At 68.2% G+C, this 21,304-nt stretch carries 10 protein-coding genes; 8 read left to right on the top strand and 2 right to left on the bottom strand.

The features are described 5' to 3' along the window. The first annotated feature begins 41 nt into the window (after nucleotides 1-41). The 8 genes from F2P45_RS06005 (at nucleotide 42) to F2P45_RS05970 (ending at nucleotide 18,532) form a co-directional block, all read left to right on the top strand. Nucleotides 42-2,546 (top strand): DUF4132 domain-containing protein, encoded by a 2,505-nt coding sequence (locus tag F2P45_RS06005; protein ID WP_166871435.1) that lies wholly within the window; start codon nucleotides 42-44, stop codon nucleotides 2,544-2,546. Nucleotides 2,547-2,582: 36 nt separating this feature from the next. Then, nucleotides 2,583-6,251, top strand: coding sequence for a DUF4132 domain-containing protein (locus tag F2P45_RS06000; protein ID WP_166871433.1), 3,669 nt, complete (start codon nucleotides 2,583-2,585; stop codon nucleotides 6,249-6,251). Between the two features lie 35 nt (nucleotides 6,252-6,286). Then, nucleotides 6,287-9,976 carry a DUF4132 domain-containing protein gene (locus F2P45_RS05995; protein WP_166871431.1) on the top strand — a complete coding sequence of 1,230 codons (3,690 nt, stop codon included), beginning with the start codon at nucleotides 6,287-6,289 and terminating at the stop codon, nucleotides 9,974-9,976. Then, complete coding sequence (locus F2P45_RS05990) at nucleotides 9,973-11,928, top strand: DUF4132 domain-containing protein (protein WP_166871429.1); 1,956 nt, start codon at nucleotides 9,973-9,975, stop codon at nucleotides 11,926-11,928. The genes F2P45_RS05995 and F2P45_RS05990 overlap by 4 nt, the downstream gene beginning before the upstream one ends. Nucleotides 11,929-11,998: 70 nt before the next feature. After that, entirely contained in the window at nucleotides 11,999-13,096 is a 1,098-nt protein-coding gene (locus F2P45_RS05985; protein WP_229504935.1) for an ATP-binding protein, read from the top strand. After that, nucleotides 13,093-15,426: a DUF5682 family protein gene (locus F2P45_RS05980; RefSeq protein ID WP_166871424.1), complete on the top strand. Its 2,334-nt coding sequence runs from the start codon at nucleotides 13,093-13,095 to the stop codon at nucleotides 15,424-15,426. The genes F2P45_RS05985 and F2P45_RS05980 overlap by 4 nt, the downstream gene beginning before the upstream one ends. Further along, a complete protein-coding gene (locus tag F2P45_RS05975) occupies nucleotides 15,423-16,574 on the top strand; it encodes a vWA domain-containing protein (protein WP_166871422.1) in 1,152 nt (383 codons plus the stop codon). Before F2P45_RS05980 ends, F2P45_RS05975 begins: the two co-directional genes overlap by 4 nt. Beyond that, a complete protein-coding gene (locus tag F2P45_RS05970; RefSeq protein ID WP_166871420.1) occupies nucleotides 16,571-18,532 on the top strand; it encodes a YehQ family protein in 1,962 nt (653 codons plus the stop codon). The genes F2P45_RS05975 and F2P45_RS05970 overlap by 4 nt, the downstream gene beginning before the upstream one ends. Here F2P45_RS05970 and F2P45_RS05965 read toward each other — a convergent pair. Together F2P45_RS05965 and purF are read right to left on the bottom strand one after the other, a co-directional pair. Next, on the bottom strand, nucleotides 18,529-19,773 hold the full coding sequence (locus F2P45_RS05965) for a cystathionine gamma-synthase family protein (protein WP_166871419.1): 1,245 nt from the start codon (nucleotides 19,771-19,773) through the stop codon (nucleotides 18,529-18,531). The two genes, F2P45_RS05970 and F2P45_RS05965, sit on opposite strands and share 4 nt — an antisense overlap. A gap of 3 nt (nucleotides 19,774-19,776) precedes the next feature. Beyond that, nucleotides 19,777-21,297, bottom strand: a complete 1,521-nt coding sequence (gene purF / locus F2P45_RS05960) for an amidophosphoribosyltransferase (protein WP_166871417.1) — start codon at nucleotides 21,295-21,297, stop codon at nucleotides 19,777-19,779. Nucleotides 21,298-21,304 lie beyond the last annotated feature (7 nt).

Genomic DNA, 21,304 nt, shown 5'->3' with positions numbered 1-21,304 from the left:
GTCGGAAAACTGATTCGCGATGACTAACTATATGGTGATCCATGCGGCGATTTGAATGTGGCGATGGCGTCTCGGACAAATTCTGGGAGGTGGAACAGGATGGATCCGACGTGCATGTCCGCCATGGCAAGGTGGGCACGGTCGGACAAACGCACACCATCAGCCATGCCGACGATGCCAAAGCGGCGGCGGCGATCGATCGGCTGCGCCGCAAAAGGTCCAGCATGGGCTATGTGGAGATTGCCGCTGGCATGCCCACACCTGCACCGGTGCCGATCGCGGCACCGCCGGTGGAGCCGGGCGCCGATGCGGACCTGCCGGAGACGCTGATCCGCCCGCGCTGGGCCGGGGCGACCTGCAAAGCCCTGCCGGCACTCGCACTCGATCCGCTGGCGCTGGCCCCGGTCGTGCACTGGAGCGAGCTGCAACGCAAGAATGTCAGCCAACGACAGCATGTCAGCAACATCATCCCGGGACGACAGGGCAAGGGCGAGGCGCTTTCAAGTCTGCGTTCCGCGATGAAGACACATGCAGCCGACGCCATGCTGGCGGCCTGGCGCGCCTGCATCAATGCGGGCGCGCACGCGGGTGACGCGACACGCCTGATTGCCGATCTGCCGGTACCACTGAACGCGCACGTTTGGAATGCGGTGGCGCACATGGAGGTCAATCATCCAGGTTATGCCATCGCCAGGCTCGGACTGGATGGCTTGCCCGGCCTGATCGCCATGGTCACGCGCCATCTTGCGCAGAACCTGTCGTATGCACAGTACTTCGGCGCCACTGAACTGGCGCCGCCGGTTGCGCGCGCGTACGCCACCCTGAAAGGCAAGGCGCTACAGGCCAGCGCCCGCAACTGGCTGCTGGCTTTTCCCGAACACGCCGTCTGCGGCCTGGCTGCGGCTGCGCTGGGCATCGGCGGGGATGCGCGCAACCATGCGCGCCAGGCGCTGCGCATGCTCGCTGCGGCCGGCCACGCCGACATGCTGATGAAGGTCGCCCTGCGCTACGACAGGCCAGCCGTCACGCGCGCCATGCGCGCACTGATCGACGAAGAGCCGCTCGACCTGTATCCCGCCGACATCGGCACGCTGCCGGCATTCTGGACACCGCGTTCATGGAGGCGCCCTCTTCTTTCCGCTAACGGCAAGGCGCTGCCGGATGGCGCGCTCGATACCCTGGGCACCATGCTCAGTTTCCCTTGCGGGGAAGGCGAGTACGCCGGCTTGGCCCAGGTGCGCGCGGCGTGCACGCCGGACTCGCTGGCCGACTTTGCCTGGGACCTGTTCCGCGCCTGGTTTGACCACGGTGCACCGGCCAGCGACAACTGGGCCTATCTTGCGCTCGGTCTGCTGGGCAATGACGACTGCGCACGTCGACTTGCCCCGCTGCTCACTGCATGGCCTGGAAAAAATCCATGCGCGTGCGCGGCCTCCGGCCTGGACATCCTTGCGATGATCGGCAGCGAGGTGGCGCTCATGCTGCTCAATGGGATCGCCATGGAGCGCAAGTTCAAGGATGTGCAGAACCGCGCACGCGACAAGATTGCGGCAATCGCCGACGAGCGCGGATTGATACCAGTGGAACTGCACGACTACATGGCGCCCCGCCTCGATCTCGACGCCCAGGGCGAGATGCTGCTCGACTTCGGCCCGCGCCAGTTCCGGGTCGGTTTCGACGCACGCTGTAAACCGTATGTGCGCAACCACGCTGGCGTGCGCCTGTTCCGGCTTCCCAAACCAAAAAGCACCGACGACGCCGAGCTTGCGCGCGCCGCCGTGATGCGTTTCAAGCTGCTCAAGAAAGATGTGCGCAATTTGGCCGCGCAGCAGGTGCAACGGCTGGAGATGGCAATGTGCACGTCATACCGCTGGAATCCGGCAGTGTTCCGCACGGCGCTGGTTGGTCATCCGCTGCTGCGCTATCTGGTGCCGCGCCTGGTGTGGGGCGTCTACCTGTTGCGCTGCGGTGGCAACTACCGCGGCGCGCTGACGGCGTGCTTTCGCGTGGCGCCCGACGGCACCTTCATCGACACCCGCAACGAACCGTTCGAGCTGCCGCAGGGTGAGCTTTTCCGGATTGGCATCGTGCATGAAATGGAGCTCGAAGCGAACGACGGTGCGGGTTTGGGCCAGCTGTTCCCCGACCACGAGCTGCCGCAGCCATTTATCCAGATCGGCCGCGAGACACAGGGGACGGACTACGCCTTTGCAAACGAATGTCTCCTGCCGGGCCGGGAAACACCCATAGCTGCCAGCCGCCTGGTGGCGCTCTTCAATCGTGGTTGGCTCCAGGCAGGCGCGGGAGACGGAGGCCTTGTGCGCGAATTCACGAAACGGATTGACGTCAAACATCTGGCGATCATGCACATTTCACCTGGTCTGAGTCCCGGGAACATTCGCAATTGCCCGCCCCAGAAGCCCGATATCGTGGAGGTCGCACGTGCCGACGCGTGGGGTGGCGTAGGCGAATCGGTCATGTTCCCTCAGCTCGCACCAGTTGTCTTCAGCGAGCTGCACTGGGATGTGGAACAATTGCGCGTCTGAGACGACATGCACATGCTTTAACTTTATGGAGATGGAATGCGGCGATTTGAATTGAGCGATGGGGCGTCCGATAAATTCTGGCAGATAGGCCAGGACGGCTGCGACGTCAACGTCTGCTACGGCAGGATCGGCAGCGCCGGCACCAGCCAGACCAAGCAACACGCCGATGCCGGCAAAGCTGCGGCGGCGATCGAAAAACTCATTCGCGAAAAGTGCGCCAAGGGCTACGCCGAAATCAATGCTGGCGCGTGCCCGACGCCGCCGCCGGCGCCAGTCGCTCCCGTCTCCACGCCGGCAACGGGCGAGGTTGCGCCATGGCTGGCTGTCGCCCCGCTGATCGACCTGCCGCGTGCCCTCGCGGCCAGGGCCATGGCGTCGCGCCGCTTTCCCGGTGCACCGCCGAACGCCGACGCGGCGGCCTGCTGGGACCTGTTCATCTCGCGCGTGCGGCGCTATGCCGACGTCGCCCCCGACAACTCCCCCAAAAGCTTCCAGGACGCCGTGAGCGAAGCCGTCGCCCGCATCAGCGGCAATCTGCGCAGCGGTTCGCCCGCGTCCGACCTGGTGCTGCTGGCAGTGTCGACGCTGGTCGAAGACAAGCTGGCAGCGGCGGAGGGCGCGCCCTTCCTCGACTTCCTGGTGGCCGCCAAAGGCTTGCCGTATGCGCTGCAAGTGCTGATCGACATGGAACGCGTGAGCATCGAAGAACACACCAACCAGTATGGCATGTGCTGGTACATGGGTGAACGGGGCATTGGGTCGTTTTCGCCATCGAATGACGACTTCGGATCAACCGAGCTGGCGATGCGCGCCCACCTGGCGCACGCGCCGCAGGAAGTTTGGGAGCAGTGCGTCGGCATGATCCGCGCGGCGCTGCCGACATTGCCCGTGCGGCGCCAGCCGCTGTTCGGCGTGCTGCTGCCCGACCTGCCCGACCTGTCCGACGCGCTGGCCCTCGCACTCGCGCAGCAGGAAGTCGACACGGCCGCCTGGCTGCGCCTGAGCGCCAGCGCGCCGGCCGCCCTGCGCGCGCTCGACCCGTTCGTGCCGTCCACCGGCACCTACGCGGTTCACTACTTTTACAACCTGCCCGCCGCCGTGGCCACCATGGTGCAGGAGCGCGGCATCGAGGCGGTTGACCTGTTGAAGGACGGCGCCGGCATCGATGCGACCGGCGAAGCACTGGCCCATATCGGCACGCCCGACGCGCTGCGCGCCCTGGCACTGGCCTGCGAAGCGAGCAAGAAGTCGCTCAAGCGCCTGGCATCGGCAGCGAAACGCTGGCCGTGTGCGGCGCTGGCCGCCCTGTCGGAGCTGGCCGCCGCCAAGCAGGCCCCGGCCGCGGCCAGCGCGGTGCTTGCAGATCTGGTGCTGGACCATGCGGACCAGGTAGCGGACGTCAAGCCATGGATGTCGGCCCCGGCGGCCGCGCTGCTCGACGCCGTGGCCGCGCGCGCCGCCGCCCCGGCCGACCTGGCCGACCTGGCCGAGCTGCCGGCGGTCTTGAGAAGTCCACCGTGGCTGGCGGCGCCGAAGCCGGGCGCCAACGTCCTCACGCTGGCGCCGCTGGACCTGGCGCCGGTGATACGCTGGAGCGAGGACGAGCGCCAGGAGCTGCTCAAGCAAAAACGCTACAACGCCTGGCCGTACAACTGGAAACGCTATCCCGGCCCCGCCGACGCGGCGGCGGCCATCGCGGCGGGCGATGTCGCCAAGGTCGTCGCCCTGTGGGAAGCCTACTCGGTCGGCGGCTACGAAATCGGCGGCTGCGTGCACGCGATTGCCGACATGCCGGCGCCGTTCAACGCGGCCGTATGGAGCACCATGTCCAAATACGAGATCAACTCGCCCGGCTATGCCATCGCCACCTTGGGCCTTGCCGGCCTGCCGGCGCTGGTGGGCATGTGCGAGCGGCGCCCGGCCGACGAGCTGCCGTATGCCCGCTACTTCGGCGTGGTCGCCCTGGCCGCGCCGGTAGCGCGCGCGTACGCAACCCTCAAAAGCAAAAGCGCGCGCGAGCTGGCGCGCGCATGGCTGCTGGACAATCCAGAACATGCCGCCTGCGGCCTGATTGCGCCGGCCCTCGGCAAAGCCGGCAGCGCGCGCGACGCCGCCGTCCGCGCCCTGCACCTGCTGGCCGAAGGCGGTCACGAAACGCTGCTGGCCGATGTGGCCAGCCGCTACCAGCAGAGCAAGGTCAGCGAAGCCTTGCGCGCCCTGCTCGACGAAGATCCACTCGACCGCCTGCCCGCAAAAATCGGACCGCTGCCGGCCTTCTGGATGCCGCGTAACTGGACCCGTCCGCGCCTGGCCAGCAATGGCAAGGCCTTGCCCGACGCGGCACTCGACCCCATCGGCGTGATGCTGCGCTTTCCCCAGGCCGACGGCGTGTACCCTGGCATCGCGCACCTGCGGCAAGTCTGCACCGGCGCCTCGCTCGCCGATTTTGCCTGGGACTTGTTTAACGCGTGGACCGACGCCGGTGCAGACGCCAAAGAGAATTGGGCATTCAGTGCCCTGCGCCTGTTTGGCAACGACGACATCGCGCGCAAGCTCACGCCGCTGATCCGTGCCTGGCCGGGCGAAAGCCAGCACCAGCGCGCCATTCTTGGCCTGGACATCCTGTGCGAGATCGGTACCGACACCGCGCTGATGCTGCTCAACGGGATTGCTCAGAAGGTCAAGTTCAAGGCCCTGCAAGACAACGCGCGCGAGAAGATCGGCCAGATCGCCGAGGCGCGCAAGCTGAGCGTCGACGAACTGGAAGACCGCCTCGCGCCCGACCTGGGCCTGGACGATGACGGCGCCTTGCTGCTCGACTTTGGCCCACGCCAGTTCCGGGTCGGCTTCGACGAGACGCTCAAGCCGTACGTACGCGATGCCGACGGCGCGCGCCTGGCCGACCTGCCCAAGCCGAAGAAAACCGACGACGCCGCATTGTCCGGCGCGGCGCAAGAGCGCTTCAAGCTGCTCAAGAAGGATGCCCGCACCATCGCCGCGCAGCAGGTGCTGCGGCTTGAACAGGCGATGTGCACGCAGCGGCGCTGGCAGCCGCAGGTCTTTTTCACCTTCCTCGCGGGGCACCCGCTGGTGCGCCACCTGGTGCAGCGGCTGGTGTGGGGCGCATATGCGGCAGGCCCGGACGGGCGACTGCTCGGGTGCTTCCGCGTGGGACCGGATGGGGCGCTCACCAGCGCCGCCGACGAGGTGTTCGACCTGCCGCCGGAGGCTGTGATCGGCATTCCGCATGCGCTCGACCTGCCCGCCGCCGAGGCAAGCGCGTTCGGCCAACTGTTTGCCGACTACGAACTGCTGCAACCGTTTGCCCAGATCGGGCGCGACACGTACGCGCTCACCGGGGCGGAATCGGGCACGCTCGCGTTGACGCGCTGGGACAGCGAAAAAGTGCCGACGGGACGCGTGCTTGGCCTCACCAACAAAGGCTGGCGTCGCGGCGACCCGCAGGACGGCGGCTGGATCGGGGAGTTCTACAAGCCACTCGGCGACGGCCGCCTGCTGGAACTGCACCTCGACCCCGGCCTGATCGTCGGCATGCCCGAGCACGAGCCGGAACAGCGCTTGAAGGAAGTGCGCGTCACGGATAGCCAGACAGTCAACGGCAAAGCGGCTTGTTATCCTCTGTCGACGCTGGGCTCCATCGTCGCCAGTGAACTGATACGCGACATGCAAGACTTGTGCGCCTGAGCGGCGCGCCCATACTTTTACATTCGGGATGAACGATGCTGCGATTTGAATTGAGCGATGGCGTTTCCAGCAAATTTTGGGAAGTGAGCCAGGACGGCAGCGATGTCACGGTCTGCTTCGGCAAGATCGGCACGGCGGGCAAGGTCCAGACCAAGAACCATCCGGATGCCGCCACGGCCGGCGCGGCGATGGCCAAGCTGATACGCGAAAAAACCGGCAAGGGCTACGCGGAAACCGGGGCCGGTGCGCCAGTGGCGGCAACGCCAGTGCCCGCGCCGGCGGCACCAGTGCCGGTGGTGGCGCCCGCGCCCGCGTCCGACATCGCCCCCTGGCTGGCCGTCTCCCCGCTGATCGACATGCCGGCCACGATGATGGCGCTGGCCCTGCCCTCGCGCCGCTTCCCGGGCAATGCGCCCGCAATCGACGCCGACGCCAGCTGGAACCTGTTCCTGGCCCATGCGCGGCAATGCGCGCCACTCAGTCCCGCGCTCTCGGCGTCGGGCTGGCGTCCGGCGATGGACGAGGCGGCGCAGCGCATCGAACACGGGCAGCGCGACGGCTCCGCCGCCTCCGACATCGTCTTGCTGGCACTATCGAGCACCTTCGACGACCTGCTGGCGCCGTCCGATGGCGTGCCTTTCATCGACTTCCTGGTGGCCCGCGAAGGCATCGCGTACGCCCTCGACACCTTGCTGCGGATGGAACGCATCAGCGTGCGCCAGCAAGGGCTGCGCAACCCCGGCATCTGCATCGACGACGATGCCGGGCAATGGTTCGCCCCCACCGAAAACGTGTTCGGCAAAACCGAGCTGGCACTGCGCTCCCATCTGGCGCATGCGCCGCAAGATGTATGGGACGCCTGCGTGCAGCTGGTTCGCGACCGTTTGCCTTCGCTGGCGGCGCACCGGCAAGCGCTGTTCGGCGTGCTGCTGCCCGACGCTCCGAGCCTGTCGGACGCCATCGTCGCCGCGTCCGGTCCCGTCTACCCCACCTCGATGGCGTGGCTGCGCCTGACGGTGCGCGACGCCGCCAGCATGTGCGCCCTCGATACGATCAAGGCGTGCGACGACTTCTACCTGTTCGCGTGGTACGACAAGCCGCAGATGATTGCGACCGCCATCCAGGACCGTGGCACCGACGCCGTGGCGGCGCTGCGCGACGGGGCCGGCGCCGACCTGGCCGCCGACGCCATCGCCAGCATCGGCACGCCGGAGGCGATCCGCGCGCTGGCGTCGATCACCGCAAAAAAGGCGATCAAGCGCCTGACGTCGGCGTCGGCGCGCTGGCCGCTCGCCGCCGTCGCCGGCCTGGCCGAATTGATCGCCACCGACAAGCGCGCCCCCGGCGCGGCACGCTCGGTGCTGGCCGCACTGGTGCCGCAACACCTGGCAGCCTTGCCCGCCTTGACGCCATGGCTGTCCGCAGCGGCGGTCAAGGTGCTCGACGGCCTTGCCGGCCGCCTGGAAGCGCCGGCCGACGCTGCTGATACCGGCGACTTGCCGGCGGTGCTGGCCAACCCACCATGGCTGGCGCGGGCGAAAGGCGCAAGCAAGGCACTGCTGCTCGCTCCCCTGCCGCTGGCGCCAGTCGAACACTGGAGCGACGCCGAACGCCAGCGCGTGCTGCGCGAACGGCGTCTTATCCTCTACACGTACGGGGGATCGGGGTTCAAAACGCCGAACGATGCGGCCGCGATCGCCGCCGGCGATGTGGCAGGCGTGGTCGCGTGCTGGGAAGCTTACCGCCAACGCGGCCACGAAATGGCCAACAGCGTGCATGCCATCGCAAAGCTGCCGCCGCCATTCAACGCGGCCGTGTGGGCAGCCATGGCGAAGTACGACATCAACTCGCCCGGTCACGCCATCGGCAGCATGGGGATCGACGCCCTTGCCGGCCTGGTGGTGATGTGCGAGCGCCGGCCGGTCGAAGAATTGAAGTATGCGATGTACTTCGGCGCCGTGGAACTGGCGGCGCCGGTGGCGCGCGCGCTGGCCGTCCTCAAGTCCAGGGCCGTGCGCGATATGGCGCGCAGCTGGTTGCTGGCCAATCCCGAGCATGCCGCCTGCGGCCTGATCGCCCCGGCATTGGGCAAGGCTGGCGCGGCGCGCGATGCCGCCGCCAGCGCACTGCGCCTGCTGGCCGCGAACGGCCACGAAGCGATGCTGATCGCGGTGGCCGGCCGCTATGGCCAGGACGCCGTCAACACCGCCATGCGCGCCATGCTGGACGAAGATCCGCTCGACCGCTTCCCTTCCAAAATCGCTGCGCTGCCGGCGTTCTGGATGCCGCGCAGCTGGGCGCGTCCGCACCTGGCCGCCAACGGCAAGCCGCTGCCCGACGAGGTGCTCGACCTGATCGGCGTGATGCTGCGCTTTCCCCAGGCGGACGGTGTCTACGCCGGTATCGATCAAGTGCGGCAAGCATGCACGCCCGACTCCCTGAGCCGCTTCGCCTGGGACTTGTTCAGCGCCTGGGCCGACGCCGGTGGCGACGCCAAGAACAACTGGGCCTTCACGGCCCTGGGCCTGTTCGGCGGCGATGACTGCGCGCGCAAGCTCACGCCGCTGATCCGCGCCTGGCCGGGCGAAAGCCAGAACGCGCGCGCCATTGCCGGTCTGGACATCCTGGCCACGATCGGCACCGACCTGGCCCTGATGCTGCTGAACGGGATTGCGCAGAAGGTCAAGTTCAAGGCGCTGCAGGACAATGCACGCGACAAGATCAGCCAGATCGCGGAAGCGCGCAATCTGAGCACCGACGAACTGGAAGACCGCCTGGCGCCCGACCTGGGCCTCGACGGCGACGGCGCCCTGCTGCTCGATTTTGGCCCGCGCCAGTTCCGCGTCGGCTTCGACGAAGCACTCAAACCGTGCGTGCGCGATGCGCTCGGCGTACGCCTGGCCGACCTGCCCAAGCCGAACAAGAGCGACGATGCCGTGCTGTCGGCGGCGGCGACGGAGCGCTTCAAGGCCCTCAAGAAGGATGCGCGCAGCATCGCGGATCAACAGGTGCTGCGGCTGGAGATGGCCATGTGCGCGCAGCGGCGATGGGAGCCGGCCATCTTCCAGCGCTTCCTGGCCGGCCACCCGCTGGTGCGCCATCTGGTGCAGCGGCTGGTGTGGGGCGCCTACGACATGGAACCGGGCGCCAGCCACGGCGGCCGCTTGCTCGGCTGCTTCCGGGTCGGCCCGGATGACGACCTGACCGACGCCGCCGACGACACCTGGCAACTGCCGCAGGGCGAGAACATCCGCATCGGCATTCCGCATGCGCTCGACCTGCCGGCGCAGGATGCGGCCGGCTTCGGCCAGCTGCTGGCCGACTACGAGCTGGTGCAACCGTTTGCCCAGATCGGGCGCGACACCTACGCGCTGACCGCTGACGAACTGGCCGCGAGCGCGCTCACACGCTGGGAAGGGATCGAGGTGCCTGTCGGGCGCCTTCTGGGACTGGCGCACAAGGGGTGGGACCGCGGCGATGCGCAGGATGCCGGCTTCGTCTTCGATTTCAACCGGCCGCTCGGCGACGGGCGCACGGTGGCACTGCGTTTCGGCCCGGGTCTGATGCTCGGCTCGATCATGGATTCGGAAGACCAGATCATGGAACAGGTCAGTATCGGCAGCGCAGGGGCCTGGAGCAGCTTCGACAAGGGCCAGCCGCTGTCGACCTTGAGCGCCATCGCCGCCAGTGAACTGATTCGGGACATGGAGACACTGTGCGCATGAAACTCGCTCCTTGGCCAGCCGCAGGCGATTCGGCCGGCCTGCCCGCAGTGCTGGTGAACCCACCGTGGCTGGCGCCTCGCATGACGCGCTCCAAGCCGCTGGCACTGGCGCCGCTGCCCCATCCCCTGGACGCACAACGCCAGCCGCTGCCGAAGAAGAAGCAGCTTCCCAAGCGCAGGCCTTCGGCGGTACGCGTGATCAAACCAGGCAATGAAGACATTATCGACGCCGGCAACGTGGCACTGGCGGCGCGTATCTACGCCAACGGCAAGGCCGAACGCGACATGGCACATCGCTGGCTGCTGGCCAACCCGGAACGCGCCGCGTACGCGCTGATAGCGCCGGCCCTGGGCAAGGCCGGGACTGCGCGCGAAAACGCCATCGGCGCGCTACGCATGCTCGCCGCCAGCGGCCACGCCGCGTTGCTGCTGGATGTGGCGGACCGCTACGCGGACCACGCGGTGCGTGCGGCCATGCGGGCGATGCTTGACGAGGATCCGTTCGAACGCTATTTCGCCACAGTCGCGCCGCTGCCCGCATTCTGGAAAAAGCGCGGCGCGGCCCGCCCGCATCTGGCCAGTACCGGCATGGCCCTGCCGGACGACGCGATCGAGCGGCTCGGCGTGATGCTGCGGTTTCCCCGGTCGCACGGTATCTACCCAGGCATCGTCCAGGTACAGCAAGCCTGCACGCCGGCGTCGCTGGCCGATTTTGCCTGGGACCTGTTCAACGCCTGGCTGCGCGCTGGCGGCGACATCAAGGAGAACTGGGCCTTTACCAGCCTTGGCCTCCTGGGCAACGACGACGTGGCGCGCAAACTGACGCCGCTGATCCGGGCCTGGCCAGGCCGGAACCAGCACGGGCGCGCGGCCATCGGCGTGCTTGCGCTGGCCGCCATCGGCACCGACACCGCGCTGATGCTCCTCAACGGGATCGCGCAAAAGGTCCGCTTCAAGGCGCTGCAGGACAAGGCGCGCGAACAGATCGAACAGGTCGCCGCAGCGCGCCGGCTCAGCGCCGACGAACTGGAAGACCGTCTCGCGCCCGACCTGGGACTGGACCAACAAGGCACCTTGCTGCTCGACTTCGGGGCCCGCCAGTTCCGCGTCGGCTTCGACGAAGCGCTCAAGCCCTACGTGCGCGACGCCGCCGGTGCGCGCCTGCCTGGCCTGCCAAAGCCGAACAGAAAAGACAAAGCGGCGTTGGCCAAGGCGGCCGTGGCGCGTTTCAAGCTGCTCAAGCAGGACGCCCGCACCATCGCAGCGCAGCAGGTCAGGCGGCTCGAACTGGCGATGTGCGCGCAGCGGCGCTGGCAGCCGGAGGTGTTCGTGCGCCTGCTGGCCTGCCACCCGCTGGTGCGCCATCTGGTGCGGCGGCTGGTGCTGGGCGTGTACGAACTCGAACCAGGCGCCAGCGACGGCGGGCGTCTTCTGGCGTGCTTTCGGGTCGGACCGGATGGCGCCACCACCACCGCCGGCGACGATGAGTTCCTGCCGCCTGCGTGCGGCAATCTCCACATCGGTATTCCGCATGCGCTCGACCTGCCGCCGATGGACGCCGCAGCCTTCGGCCAGCTGTTTGCCGACTACGAGCTGCTGCAGCCGTTTGCCCAGATCGGGCGCGACACCCGTGCCTTGAGCAAAAAAGAGACCATGGCCACATCGCTGCTGCGCTGGCAAGGGGTGGTGGTGCCGACGGGGCGCGTGCTGGGACTGGCCAACAAGGGCTGGCGCCGTGGCACGGCGCAGGATGGCGGCAGCATCGTCACCTTCAACAAACCGCTCGCCGACGGCCGCCTGGCCGAACTGCACATAACCCCCGGTATCATTGCGGGCCTGGTTCACGAATATCCGCAGCAGACCTTGAAGAAGGTCGTCGCCGGCACCCTGTCCACGCTCGATCCGGTCGCCGCCAGTGAATTGATTCGCGATCTCGAATTCTTGCGCGCATGAGAAAAGACGTTATCATCTCGGCAAATCCACAAACGGCGCACGACAACCTTTCATGAGTCGGACCACAGCAATGAGCAAAACCAAAACCGCAGCGATGCAGCGCCCACCGGCGGAAATCCAGTACGCGGGCGAGCTGGCCAAACTGGCCAAGGCCGACAAGGCGCCGCGCCCGCCGGGGTGGGCCCTGAGCCTGAACGCGGCGCGCGCTTTCATCAGCGGCGACGAGGCCCTTGGCATCGAACGCAAGGTGGTGGCGCCGGTCGCCGCCATCGAGCGCATGCTGGTGACCCTGGCCACCGGGCGCGGGCTGATGCTGGTCGGCGAACCCGGCACCGCCAAATCCATGCTGTCGGAATTGCTGGCCGCCGCCGTGTGCGGGCAGTCGACCCTGACCATCCAGGGCGGCGCGTCGATCACCGAGGACCAGATCAAGTACTCGTGGAACTACGCGCTCTTGATCAACGAAGGCCCGAGCCCGCGCGCGCTGGTGCCGGCGCCGCTGTACCACGGCATGCGCGACGGCCTGATCGTGCGCTTCGAAGAAATCACGCGCGCCCCGCTGGAAGTGCAGGATTGCCTGCTCGGCATGCTGTCGGACCGCGTGATGGCGGTGCCGGAACTGGAAAACGAGCACGCCATGCTGTATGCGCGCGAGGGCTTCAATATCATCGCCACCGCCAATACGCGCGACCGCGGCGTCAATGAAATGAGCGCCGCGCTGAAACGCCGCTTCGACTTCGAGACCGTGTTCCCGATCCTCGACTTCGGACACGAACTGGCGCTGGTGGAGCAAGCCTCGGCCCGCCTGCTGGAACGCAGCGGCATTCCGCATCGCGTCCCCGGCCCCATCCTGGACCTGCTGGTATCGACCTTCCGCGACCTGCGTTCCGGCGGCGGAAAAGGCGCGCCGGACGGCATGGACAAGCTGGCCGCCGTGATGTCGACCGCCGAAGCGGTCAACGTGGCGCATGCGGTCGGCGTGCGCGCCTGGTTCCTGGAACAGCGCGCCGGCAACGCGGCCGACCTGGTCGACTGCATCGCCGGCACCGTGGTCAAGGACAATCCGGACGACCGCGCCAAACTGCGCCGCTATTTCGAGCAGCGCGTCGCGCGCCGCGAGGGCAACCACTGGCGCGAATACTTCAACGCGCGCCACCGCCTGCCGTGACACGGGTTGCGCAGCGCGAGCCGCTGATCATCGGCGTGCGCCACTTCAGCCCCGCCTGCGCGCGGCTGGCGGTGCAGCGCATTGCCGAACTGCGGCCGCGCCACGTGCTGATCGAAGGCCCGGCCGATTTCAACGCGCGCCTTGGCGAACTGGCGCTGCCGCACCGGCTGCCGGTGGCGATCTACAGCTACTTCTCGGCGGCGGAAGACGCGCTCGAGCGGCGCGCCTCGTGGTCGCCGTTCGCGCTGCATTCGCCCGAATGGCAGGCCATGCAGGCTGCGCGCGCGTGCGGCGCGCAACTGCGCTTCATCGACCTGCCGGCCTGGCACGACGCCTTTGCGTGCATCTCGAACCGCTACGACGACGACGCTCCCGATGCGGCGGCAGCCTACGAAGATGCATTGTGCCGCGCGATGGCGATCGACGGCCGCGACGCGCTCTGGGACCATCTGTTCGAGGGCGAGCTGGCGTTTGACGAACTGTCGGCCCGGCTCGATGCGCACTTCGCCCATCTGCGCGCGGGCGACCCCGGCTCGCCGGGCAACCAGGCGCGCGAGGCGATGATGGCGCGCCACATCGCCTGGGCCATGCACCAGGACGACGGCCCGGTAGTGGTGGTCTGCGGCGGCTACCATGCGCCCGCACTGGCGGCGCTGTGGCGCGCCATTCCCGCCGCCGACTGCGCCAGCGAGCCAGAAACGCCGCTGCCGCCGAGCGCGCCCGGCCTGCGCTACGGCTCCTACCTGGTGCCCTACCACTTCAAGCGCCTCGATGCGTACGACGGCTATGCATCCGGCATGTCGTCGCCCGCCTGGTACGAATGGGCCTGGACGCTCGGCCTGGCGGGCGCCGGCAAGGAACTGCTGCGCACCGTGCTGGCGCGCCTGCGCGAGAAAAAGCTGCCCGCCTCCACCGCCGACGTGATTGCGATCCACAGCCGCGCCATGGGCCTGGCGCGCATGCGCGCGCACCCGGCGCCGCTGCGCAGCGACTGGCTCGATGCGCTGGCCGGCAGCCTGGTCAGCCAGGCGCTGGACGTGCCCTTGCCCTGGACCTACCGGGGCCGCGTGCGTCCGGGTACCGACGCCGCGCTGGTGGAAGTGATGGCGGTGCTGGCCGGCGACGCCGTCGGCGAGCTGGCGCCCGGCACGCCGCAGCCGCCGCTGGTGGCCGCCGTCGAGGCCGAACTGGCGGCGCTCGGCATCGTTCTCCCAAGCCAGGTCAGGATCGACCTGCTCGACCCGGCCCAGCGTGCGCGCAGCCGCGCCCTGCACCGTCTGGCCCTGCTCGACATTCCCGGCATCGTCCGCAGCACGGGCCCTAACCTGGCGCTCGGGCGCGGCCAGCAAGAAACCTGGGACGTGCGCGCACCGCTCGAACAGCGCGCCGCGCTGATCGAAGCGGCCACCTACGGCGCCACCCTGCACGACGCGGCCCGCGCGCGCCTCGAAGAAATCCTGCGCCAGCGTCCCGCCGGCAGCAGCCGGATCGGCGCCATTACCGGCGCCCTGAACCGCGCCGCCTTTGCCGGCCTGGCCGATGTGAGCGGGCGCCTGCTCGGCGAGCTGCACGAGGCCATCGGCCAGGAAGCGCACTTCGGCGAGCTGGGTAGTCCGATGCAGGTGCTGTTTGCCTTGTACCGCCACGGCGACGCGCTTGGCGTGAGCGGCAGCGCGGTGCTGCAAACGGCCATCGGCGCCGCCTTCGATCGCGCCCTGTGGCTGGCGGAAGCGGGCGGCGGCGTGGCCCCGATGGAGCAGGATGCCCACGTCGGCACCTACAGCGCCATCGCCATGCTGGTGCGCGAAGCACGCGCTAGCGCGCTGCCCGGCGTCGAAGCCTTGCGCGCGCTTGCGGTGTGCCGGCGCGTGGCAGCCAGCATGGACGCGGCGCCCGTCAGCCGTGGCGCGGCGCTCGGCCTGCTGCTGGCCAGCGATGCCGATCCCGATGCCGGCACCCTGGCCAGCGAGCTGCTCGCCTCCCTGCCGCCGGCCATGGTGGGCGACGCCCTGGCCGGCCTGCTGGCACTGGCGCGCCAGTCCCTGTGCCAGGACGCGCGCTTCGTCAAGGCGCTCGACGCGCTGGTGCGCACCCTGGACGACGCCGACTTCGTGCTGGCGCTGCCGGCGATGCGCGCCGCCTTTACCTGGCTGCCAACCCAGGAGCGCGGCGCGCTCGCTGGCGATGTGCTCAAGCTGCACGACGCCGGCCACCGCTCGCAGCGCTCCCTTACCGGCCGCCTCGCCACGGCGCCCGCGCTGCTGGCGCGGCACGATGCGCTCGAACGCGCCGCCATCGAGCGCCTGGCCATCTGGGGAATCGCGCCATGAGCGGGCCATTGACGCTGCCCGATCCGCTGGTGCGCTGGCGCCTGCTGCTGGGCGAAACCGCCGAAAATTGCATCCCTTGCCCGGCCGGCCCGGCCAGTGCCGCCGATGAGGCCCTGGAGTGGCTGTACGGGCGCGATCCGGACCGGCTGGCGCGCGGCGAACGCCAGCAAGCGCAGGACCGTACCGGCTCGCCCGACGGTGCATCGGTACTGAGCACGCCCGACTGGATCAACACCATCCACGAATTGTTCCCGCAAGAGGTGATCGAGCGCCTCGAACGCGACGCGGTCGAACGCTTCGGCATCGATGACGTGGTGACCAACCTGGAAGTGCTGGAGCGGATCGAACCATCCGAGACGCTGCTGCGCGCCGTCCTGCACACCAAGCACCTGATGAACCCCGACGTGCTGTCGGCGGCGCGCCGCCTGGTGGCGGAAGTGGTGCGCCGCATCATGGAAAAACTGGTGACCGAAGTGCGCCAGGCGTTTGGCGGCAGCCGCGACCGGCGCCGCCCGTCGCGCATCGCGGCGGCGGCCAATTTCGATTTCAAGCGCACCGTGGCCGGGAACCTGAAACACTGGGACCCGGAGCGGCGCAAACTGTACATCAAGCGGCCGGCCTTCATCAGCCGCGTCAAGCGCCACGCCGAGCGCTGGGACGTCATCCTGCTGATCGACCAGAGCGGCTCGATGGTCGATTCGGTGATTCACTCGGCGGTGATGGCGGCCTGCCTGTGGCAGCTGCCAGGCATGCGTACCTCGCTGATCGCTTTCGACACCACGGTCGTGGACCTGACGGCCGATGTTTCCGATCCGGTCGAACTGCTGATGAAAGTGCAGCTCGGCGGCGGCACCAATATCGCCGGCGCGGTAGCGTATGCGCAGTCGCTGGTGGTCAATCCGCAGCGCACGGTGGTGGTGCTGGTCAGCGATTTTTACGAAGGCGGCCATGACACGGAACTGGTGCGGCGCGTGCAGGCGCTGATATCGGCCGGCGCCACCGTACTGGGCCTGGCGGCGCTCGATTCGGCGGCCAATCCGAGTTACGACCGCGAGACGGCGGCGCGCCTGGTGCGCGTTGGCGCCCACGTCGCCGCCATGACGCCGGGCCAGCTGGCCGCCTGGCTGGCGGAGAAAATAGCGCAATGAGCACCCGTACCGATTTGCTGGAACTGAGCGTGGATGCGCTGACCGCGCTGTCGAACGCGGGCTTCGTGAAGCGCGCGCAGAAAGATGTCGTCGAAGGCAAGCTACCCGAGATCGAACAGCAGCCCGACGGCACCGTGCTGGCGCGCTACGTCGACGGCGTCAGCACCACCCTGCCCCCTGGCCTGCCGCTGCGCGAAGCGCGCTGCAGCTGTCCCGCCACGGGCCTGTGCCGGCACCGGGTCACACTGGTGCTGGCGTATCAGTCCAAATACGCCGGCGGCGCCAGCGAGGCCGTGGCCGACACCGCGCCGTGGTGCCCGTCGACCCTGGCCGGCGCGGTCGATCTGCTGCCGCGCACGACGCTCGAGCAGGCACGCCGCATGGCGGCCGCACGCCCGGCGATCCGGCTCACGGCCGGGTCCACGCCGAATGCCCGCCTGCCGATGTGCGATGTGCGCTTCTTGTCGCGTACCAGCCTGGCGCTGGCGCGCTGCGACTGCAAACAGGCCGAGAACTGCGCGCACATTGCGCTGGCCGTGTGGGCCTTTGCGCAGGGCCAGCGCCAGCAGAGCGGCTTTGCCAGCATCACGGTGGAGCTGGACCTGGGCGCCGATGCGGCGCCGGCGCCGCTGCAGGATGGCGGCAGTGCTGCCGAAGCAATCGTGGCGCTGGCGTCCCAGCTCTGGCTCGACGGCACCAGCCAGAGTCCCCTGATCCTCGACACGCGCTTCGAAAAGGCGCTCCAGGAAGCCGGTCGGCTCGGATGGCGCTGGGTGGTCGAAGCGCTGACCCAGCTGCGCCAGGCGGTCGCCGGCCAGCATGCGCGCGCCAGCAATGCCGATCCGGCCACCCTGCTGCACCTCGTCTCGATGCTCATCGCCCGCCTGGGCGCGGCGCGCGCGCGCACGCCCCTGCCGGCCAGCCAGATTCTCGGCGTGGGGGTCTCCGGTGAAGTGGCGCTCGACCACCTGCGCCTGGTGCCGATGGGCAGCCAGTGCTGGTCCGACGAAGCGGTCGACGGCGTGCGCATGATCTGGGCCGACCCCGACACGCTGGCCGTCACCGTCATGGAAAAAACCTGGCCGCGCGGCGACAGCGGCGTCACCGCCGTCGCCCTGCGCGACCGGCGCCTGGTGGGCATGCCGCTGCACCGGCTGGCGGCCAGCCAGATTGTCACGCGGGCGGCCAAGCGGCGCGCCAATGGCTTGCTGACGGTCGGCACCGGCGCCACGCAGACGTCGGCGCTGCCGCTGTCCGGCGGCGCCTGGGACACGCTGGCAAGTCCGCTGCGCCAGCCGGACGTGGCCAGCCTGCGCGCGCACCTGCGCTCCCTGCCGCCCGATTTCGTGCGGCCGCTGCACGCGATCGAGCATGTGCATGTGGTGCCGGTGGCGGCCGTCGTCGACTGCCTGTGGGATGCCGCCAGCCAGACCTTGTGCGCGCGCGTGCAGGTAGCGCTCGGGGAGGACGATCTCCTGCTGCTGCGCCTGCGGCACGACCCGGCCACGCCGGGTGCCATCGATGCATTGGCGCGCGCGCTGGCCGATGGACCGCTGGCGCTGGCGGGCAGCGTATCGAGCGAGGCCGGGCAACTGAGCATGATGCCGCTGGCGGTGCTGACGGCGCAGGGCTTGCAGGTGCCGCAACTGGCGGCGCAAGGCACGCCCGTGCATCTGGCGCGCGGCCAGGGCGACGACAAAAGCGCGCTGCATGAACTGTTGGAAGGGACGATGAATCTGCTGGCGCAAAGCCTGCGCCAGGGAGTGCGGCATCAGGGCGATGCCGCCGTGGTGCGCGCCGCGGAACAGGCGTCAGCCCTGCGCGCGGCCGGCCTGACGCGCTGCGCCGACGCCCTGGCCGCCGCGCTGGAGAGCGTGAAAAGCAGCGACCCGGGAATACTGCCGGAGCGGCTGGCAGCGCTGTACGCGCTGCTGCACACCCTGGCCAGCGACAGCTAAGCGACCGCCAGCGCGGACTGAAAATCGTCGAGCAAGTCGGCGCTGTCTTCGATGCCGACCGAGACCCGGATCAGCGATTCGGCGATGCCCATGCTGGCGCGCCGCTCGGCACCCATCTCGTAGAAGATGGTGTGCGAGACCGGAATGACCAGCGTGCGCGTATCGCCCAGGTTACTGGCCGAAATACCGAGCTTGAGGCGATTGAGGTAGTCGAAGCAGTCGATGCCGTCTTTCAGTTCAAAGCTGAACAGCGAACCGTAGGCCTTGAACAGATTGGTCGACAGCGCATGCTGCGGGTGCGAGGCCAGACCAGGGTAGTACACCGCCGCCACGCGCTCGTCGGCCTCTAACATGCGCGTGACCGCCAGCGCATTGCTTGATGCCCGCTCCATGCGCAGCGCCAGCGTTTCCGCCCCCACCGCGATATGGTGCGCCGCTTCCGGCGCCAGCGAGGCGCCGAAGTCGCGCAGGGCCTTGGCGCGCAACTGCGCCATGCCCCACTGCGCCGGCGGATTGCGCTTGTAGTTGGCCGCAATGTTCGGGAACGCGCTCCAGTCGTACATGCCGGTGTCGGTCAGGCTGCCGCCGAGCGCATTGCCGTGGCCTCCGATCGACTTGGTCAGCGCGTTCACCACCAGTCCCGCACCGACCGTTTTTGGCCGGAACAGGTAGGGCGAGGTCATGGTGTTATCGACCACGAACAGAATGCCGCGCTCCTTGCACAACTGGCCGATGCGCGCCAGGTCCGCCACCTGCGTGCGCGGGTTGGCGATGGTCTCGACGAACACCATCCGCGTGGCCGGCGTGAGCGCGGCTTCCACGTTGGCCACGTCGGTGGCATCGGCAAACGCCACATCCACGCCCTGCCCCGCGGCGGTTTGCCACAGGCTGTTGGTATTACCGAACAAGAACGACGACGACACAATGTGATCGCCGGCGCGCAGCAGCGCCTGGAACACGGCGCCGATGGCTCCCATGCCGGTCGCAAAGCACAGGGTGGAGACGCCGTCTTCCATCTTCGTGATCTTGTCTTCGAGCGCGGAGATGGTCGGATTGCCCTGGCGGCCGTAGCGAAAGCCCGCTTCCTTCCCCTGGAACACCGACGCCAGTTGGCGCGCGTCGTTGTAGCCGAAGGTGACCGAGGTGTGGATCGGCTTGTGCAGCGACCCATGCTCGATCGGCTTTTGCCGGTCGTTGTGCAGGATGGTCGTGGTGAAGCCGTAGCTTTTCTTCTCGCTCATCCGTTACTCGGCGTTCGCCAGGTTCAGGTTCAGCTGGGTGCGCGCCGCGTCTTCGGCCGGTGCGGCTTTCGGATTGTGGCGCGCGAATTCCAGCCGGTCCAGGTAGGCGGGCGTGACGTCGCCGGTCACGTACACGCCGTCGAAGCAGGACGCCTCGAAGCTGGTCAGGGCCGGGTTGACGTCGGAGATCGCGCGCTTGAGCGCATCGACATCCTGGTACACCAGGGCGTCGGCCGTGATCTCGCGGCAGACTTCCTCGGTGCTGCGGCCGTAGGCGATCAGTTCATCGCGGGTCGGCATGTCGATCCCGTACACGTTCGGGAACAGCACCGGAGGCGCGGCCGAGGCGAAGAACACGTTGCGGGCGCCCGCTTCGCGCGCCATCTGCACGATTTCCTGGCTGGTGGTGCCGCGCACGATCGAGTCGTCGACCAGCAGCACGTTCTTGCCCTTGAATTCGGAGCCGATGGCGTTGAGCTTCTGGCGTACCGACTTGCGGCGGATCGCCTGGCCCGGCATCAGGAAGGTGCGGCCGATGTAGCGGTTCTTGATGAAGCCTTCGCGGTACTCGACGCCCAGCTTGAGTGCCAGCTGGATCGCGGCGGGACGCGAAGAATCGGGAATCGGCATGACCACGTCGATGTCGCCCGACTTGAACTGCTGGCGCACTTTGTCGGCCAGGTACTCGCCCATTTTCAGGCGCGTGGCGTAGACCGAGGCGCCGTCGAGGATCGAGTCCGGGCGGGCCAGGTACACGTATTCGAACGCGCACGGATTGAGCGACGGATTGTCGGCGCACTGGCGTTCGTGCAGCTTCATGTCCATGTCGATGAAGACCGCTTCGCCCGGCGCGATATCGCGCAGGAAGCGGAAGCCCATGCCTTCGAGCGCCACCGATTCGCTGGCGACCAGGTATTCGGTGCCGTTGTCGGTTTCGTTGGTGCCAATGCACAGCGGACGGATGCCGAACGGATCGCGGAAGGCCAGCAGGCCGTGGCCGGCGATCTGGGCGACGACGGCGTAGGCGCCGCGCACGCGCCGGTGCACCGCGGCGACAGCCTTGAAGATGGAATCGGGATCGAGCGTGAAGCCGGTGGTCGATTCCTGGATTTCATGCGCCAGCACGTTGAGCAGCACTTCCGAGTCGGAGTCGGTGTTGATGTGGCGGCGGTCGTTGCGGAACATCTCGGACTTGAGCTGTTCCTGGTTGGTCAGGTTGCCGTTGTGCGCGAGCGTGATGCCGAACGGCGCATTCACGTAGAACGGTTGCGCTTCTTCCTCGCTGGACGAACCGGCGGTCGGATAGCGGCAGTGGCCGATGCCCGAGTTCCCCTGCAGCGAACGCATGTTACGCGTGCGGAAAACGTCACGCACCAGGCCATTGGCCTTGTGCATGCTAAACATATTGGAATGACTGGTTGCGATCCCCGCCGCATCCTGACCGCGGTGCTGCAACAGCAGCAAAGCGTCATACAGCACTTGATTAACGGGGTTATTCGAGACGACGCCGACGATGCCACACATGAAGCGC

Source organism: Massilia mucilaginosa, assembly GCF_011682145.1.
GTDB classification, from domain to species: Bacteria; Pseudomonadota; Gammaproteobacteria; order Burkholderiales; family Burkholderiaceae_D; genus Telluria_A; species Telluria_A mucilaginosa.
Note: the sequence above shows the minus strand (reverse complement) of the source record. Positions and strands in the feature narration are given on the sequence as shown.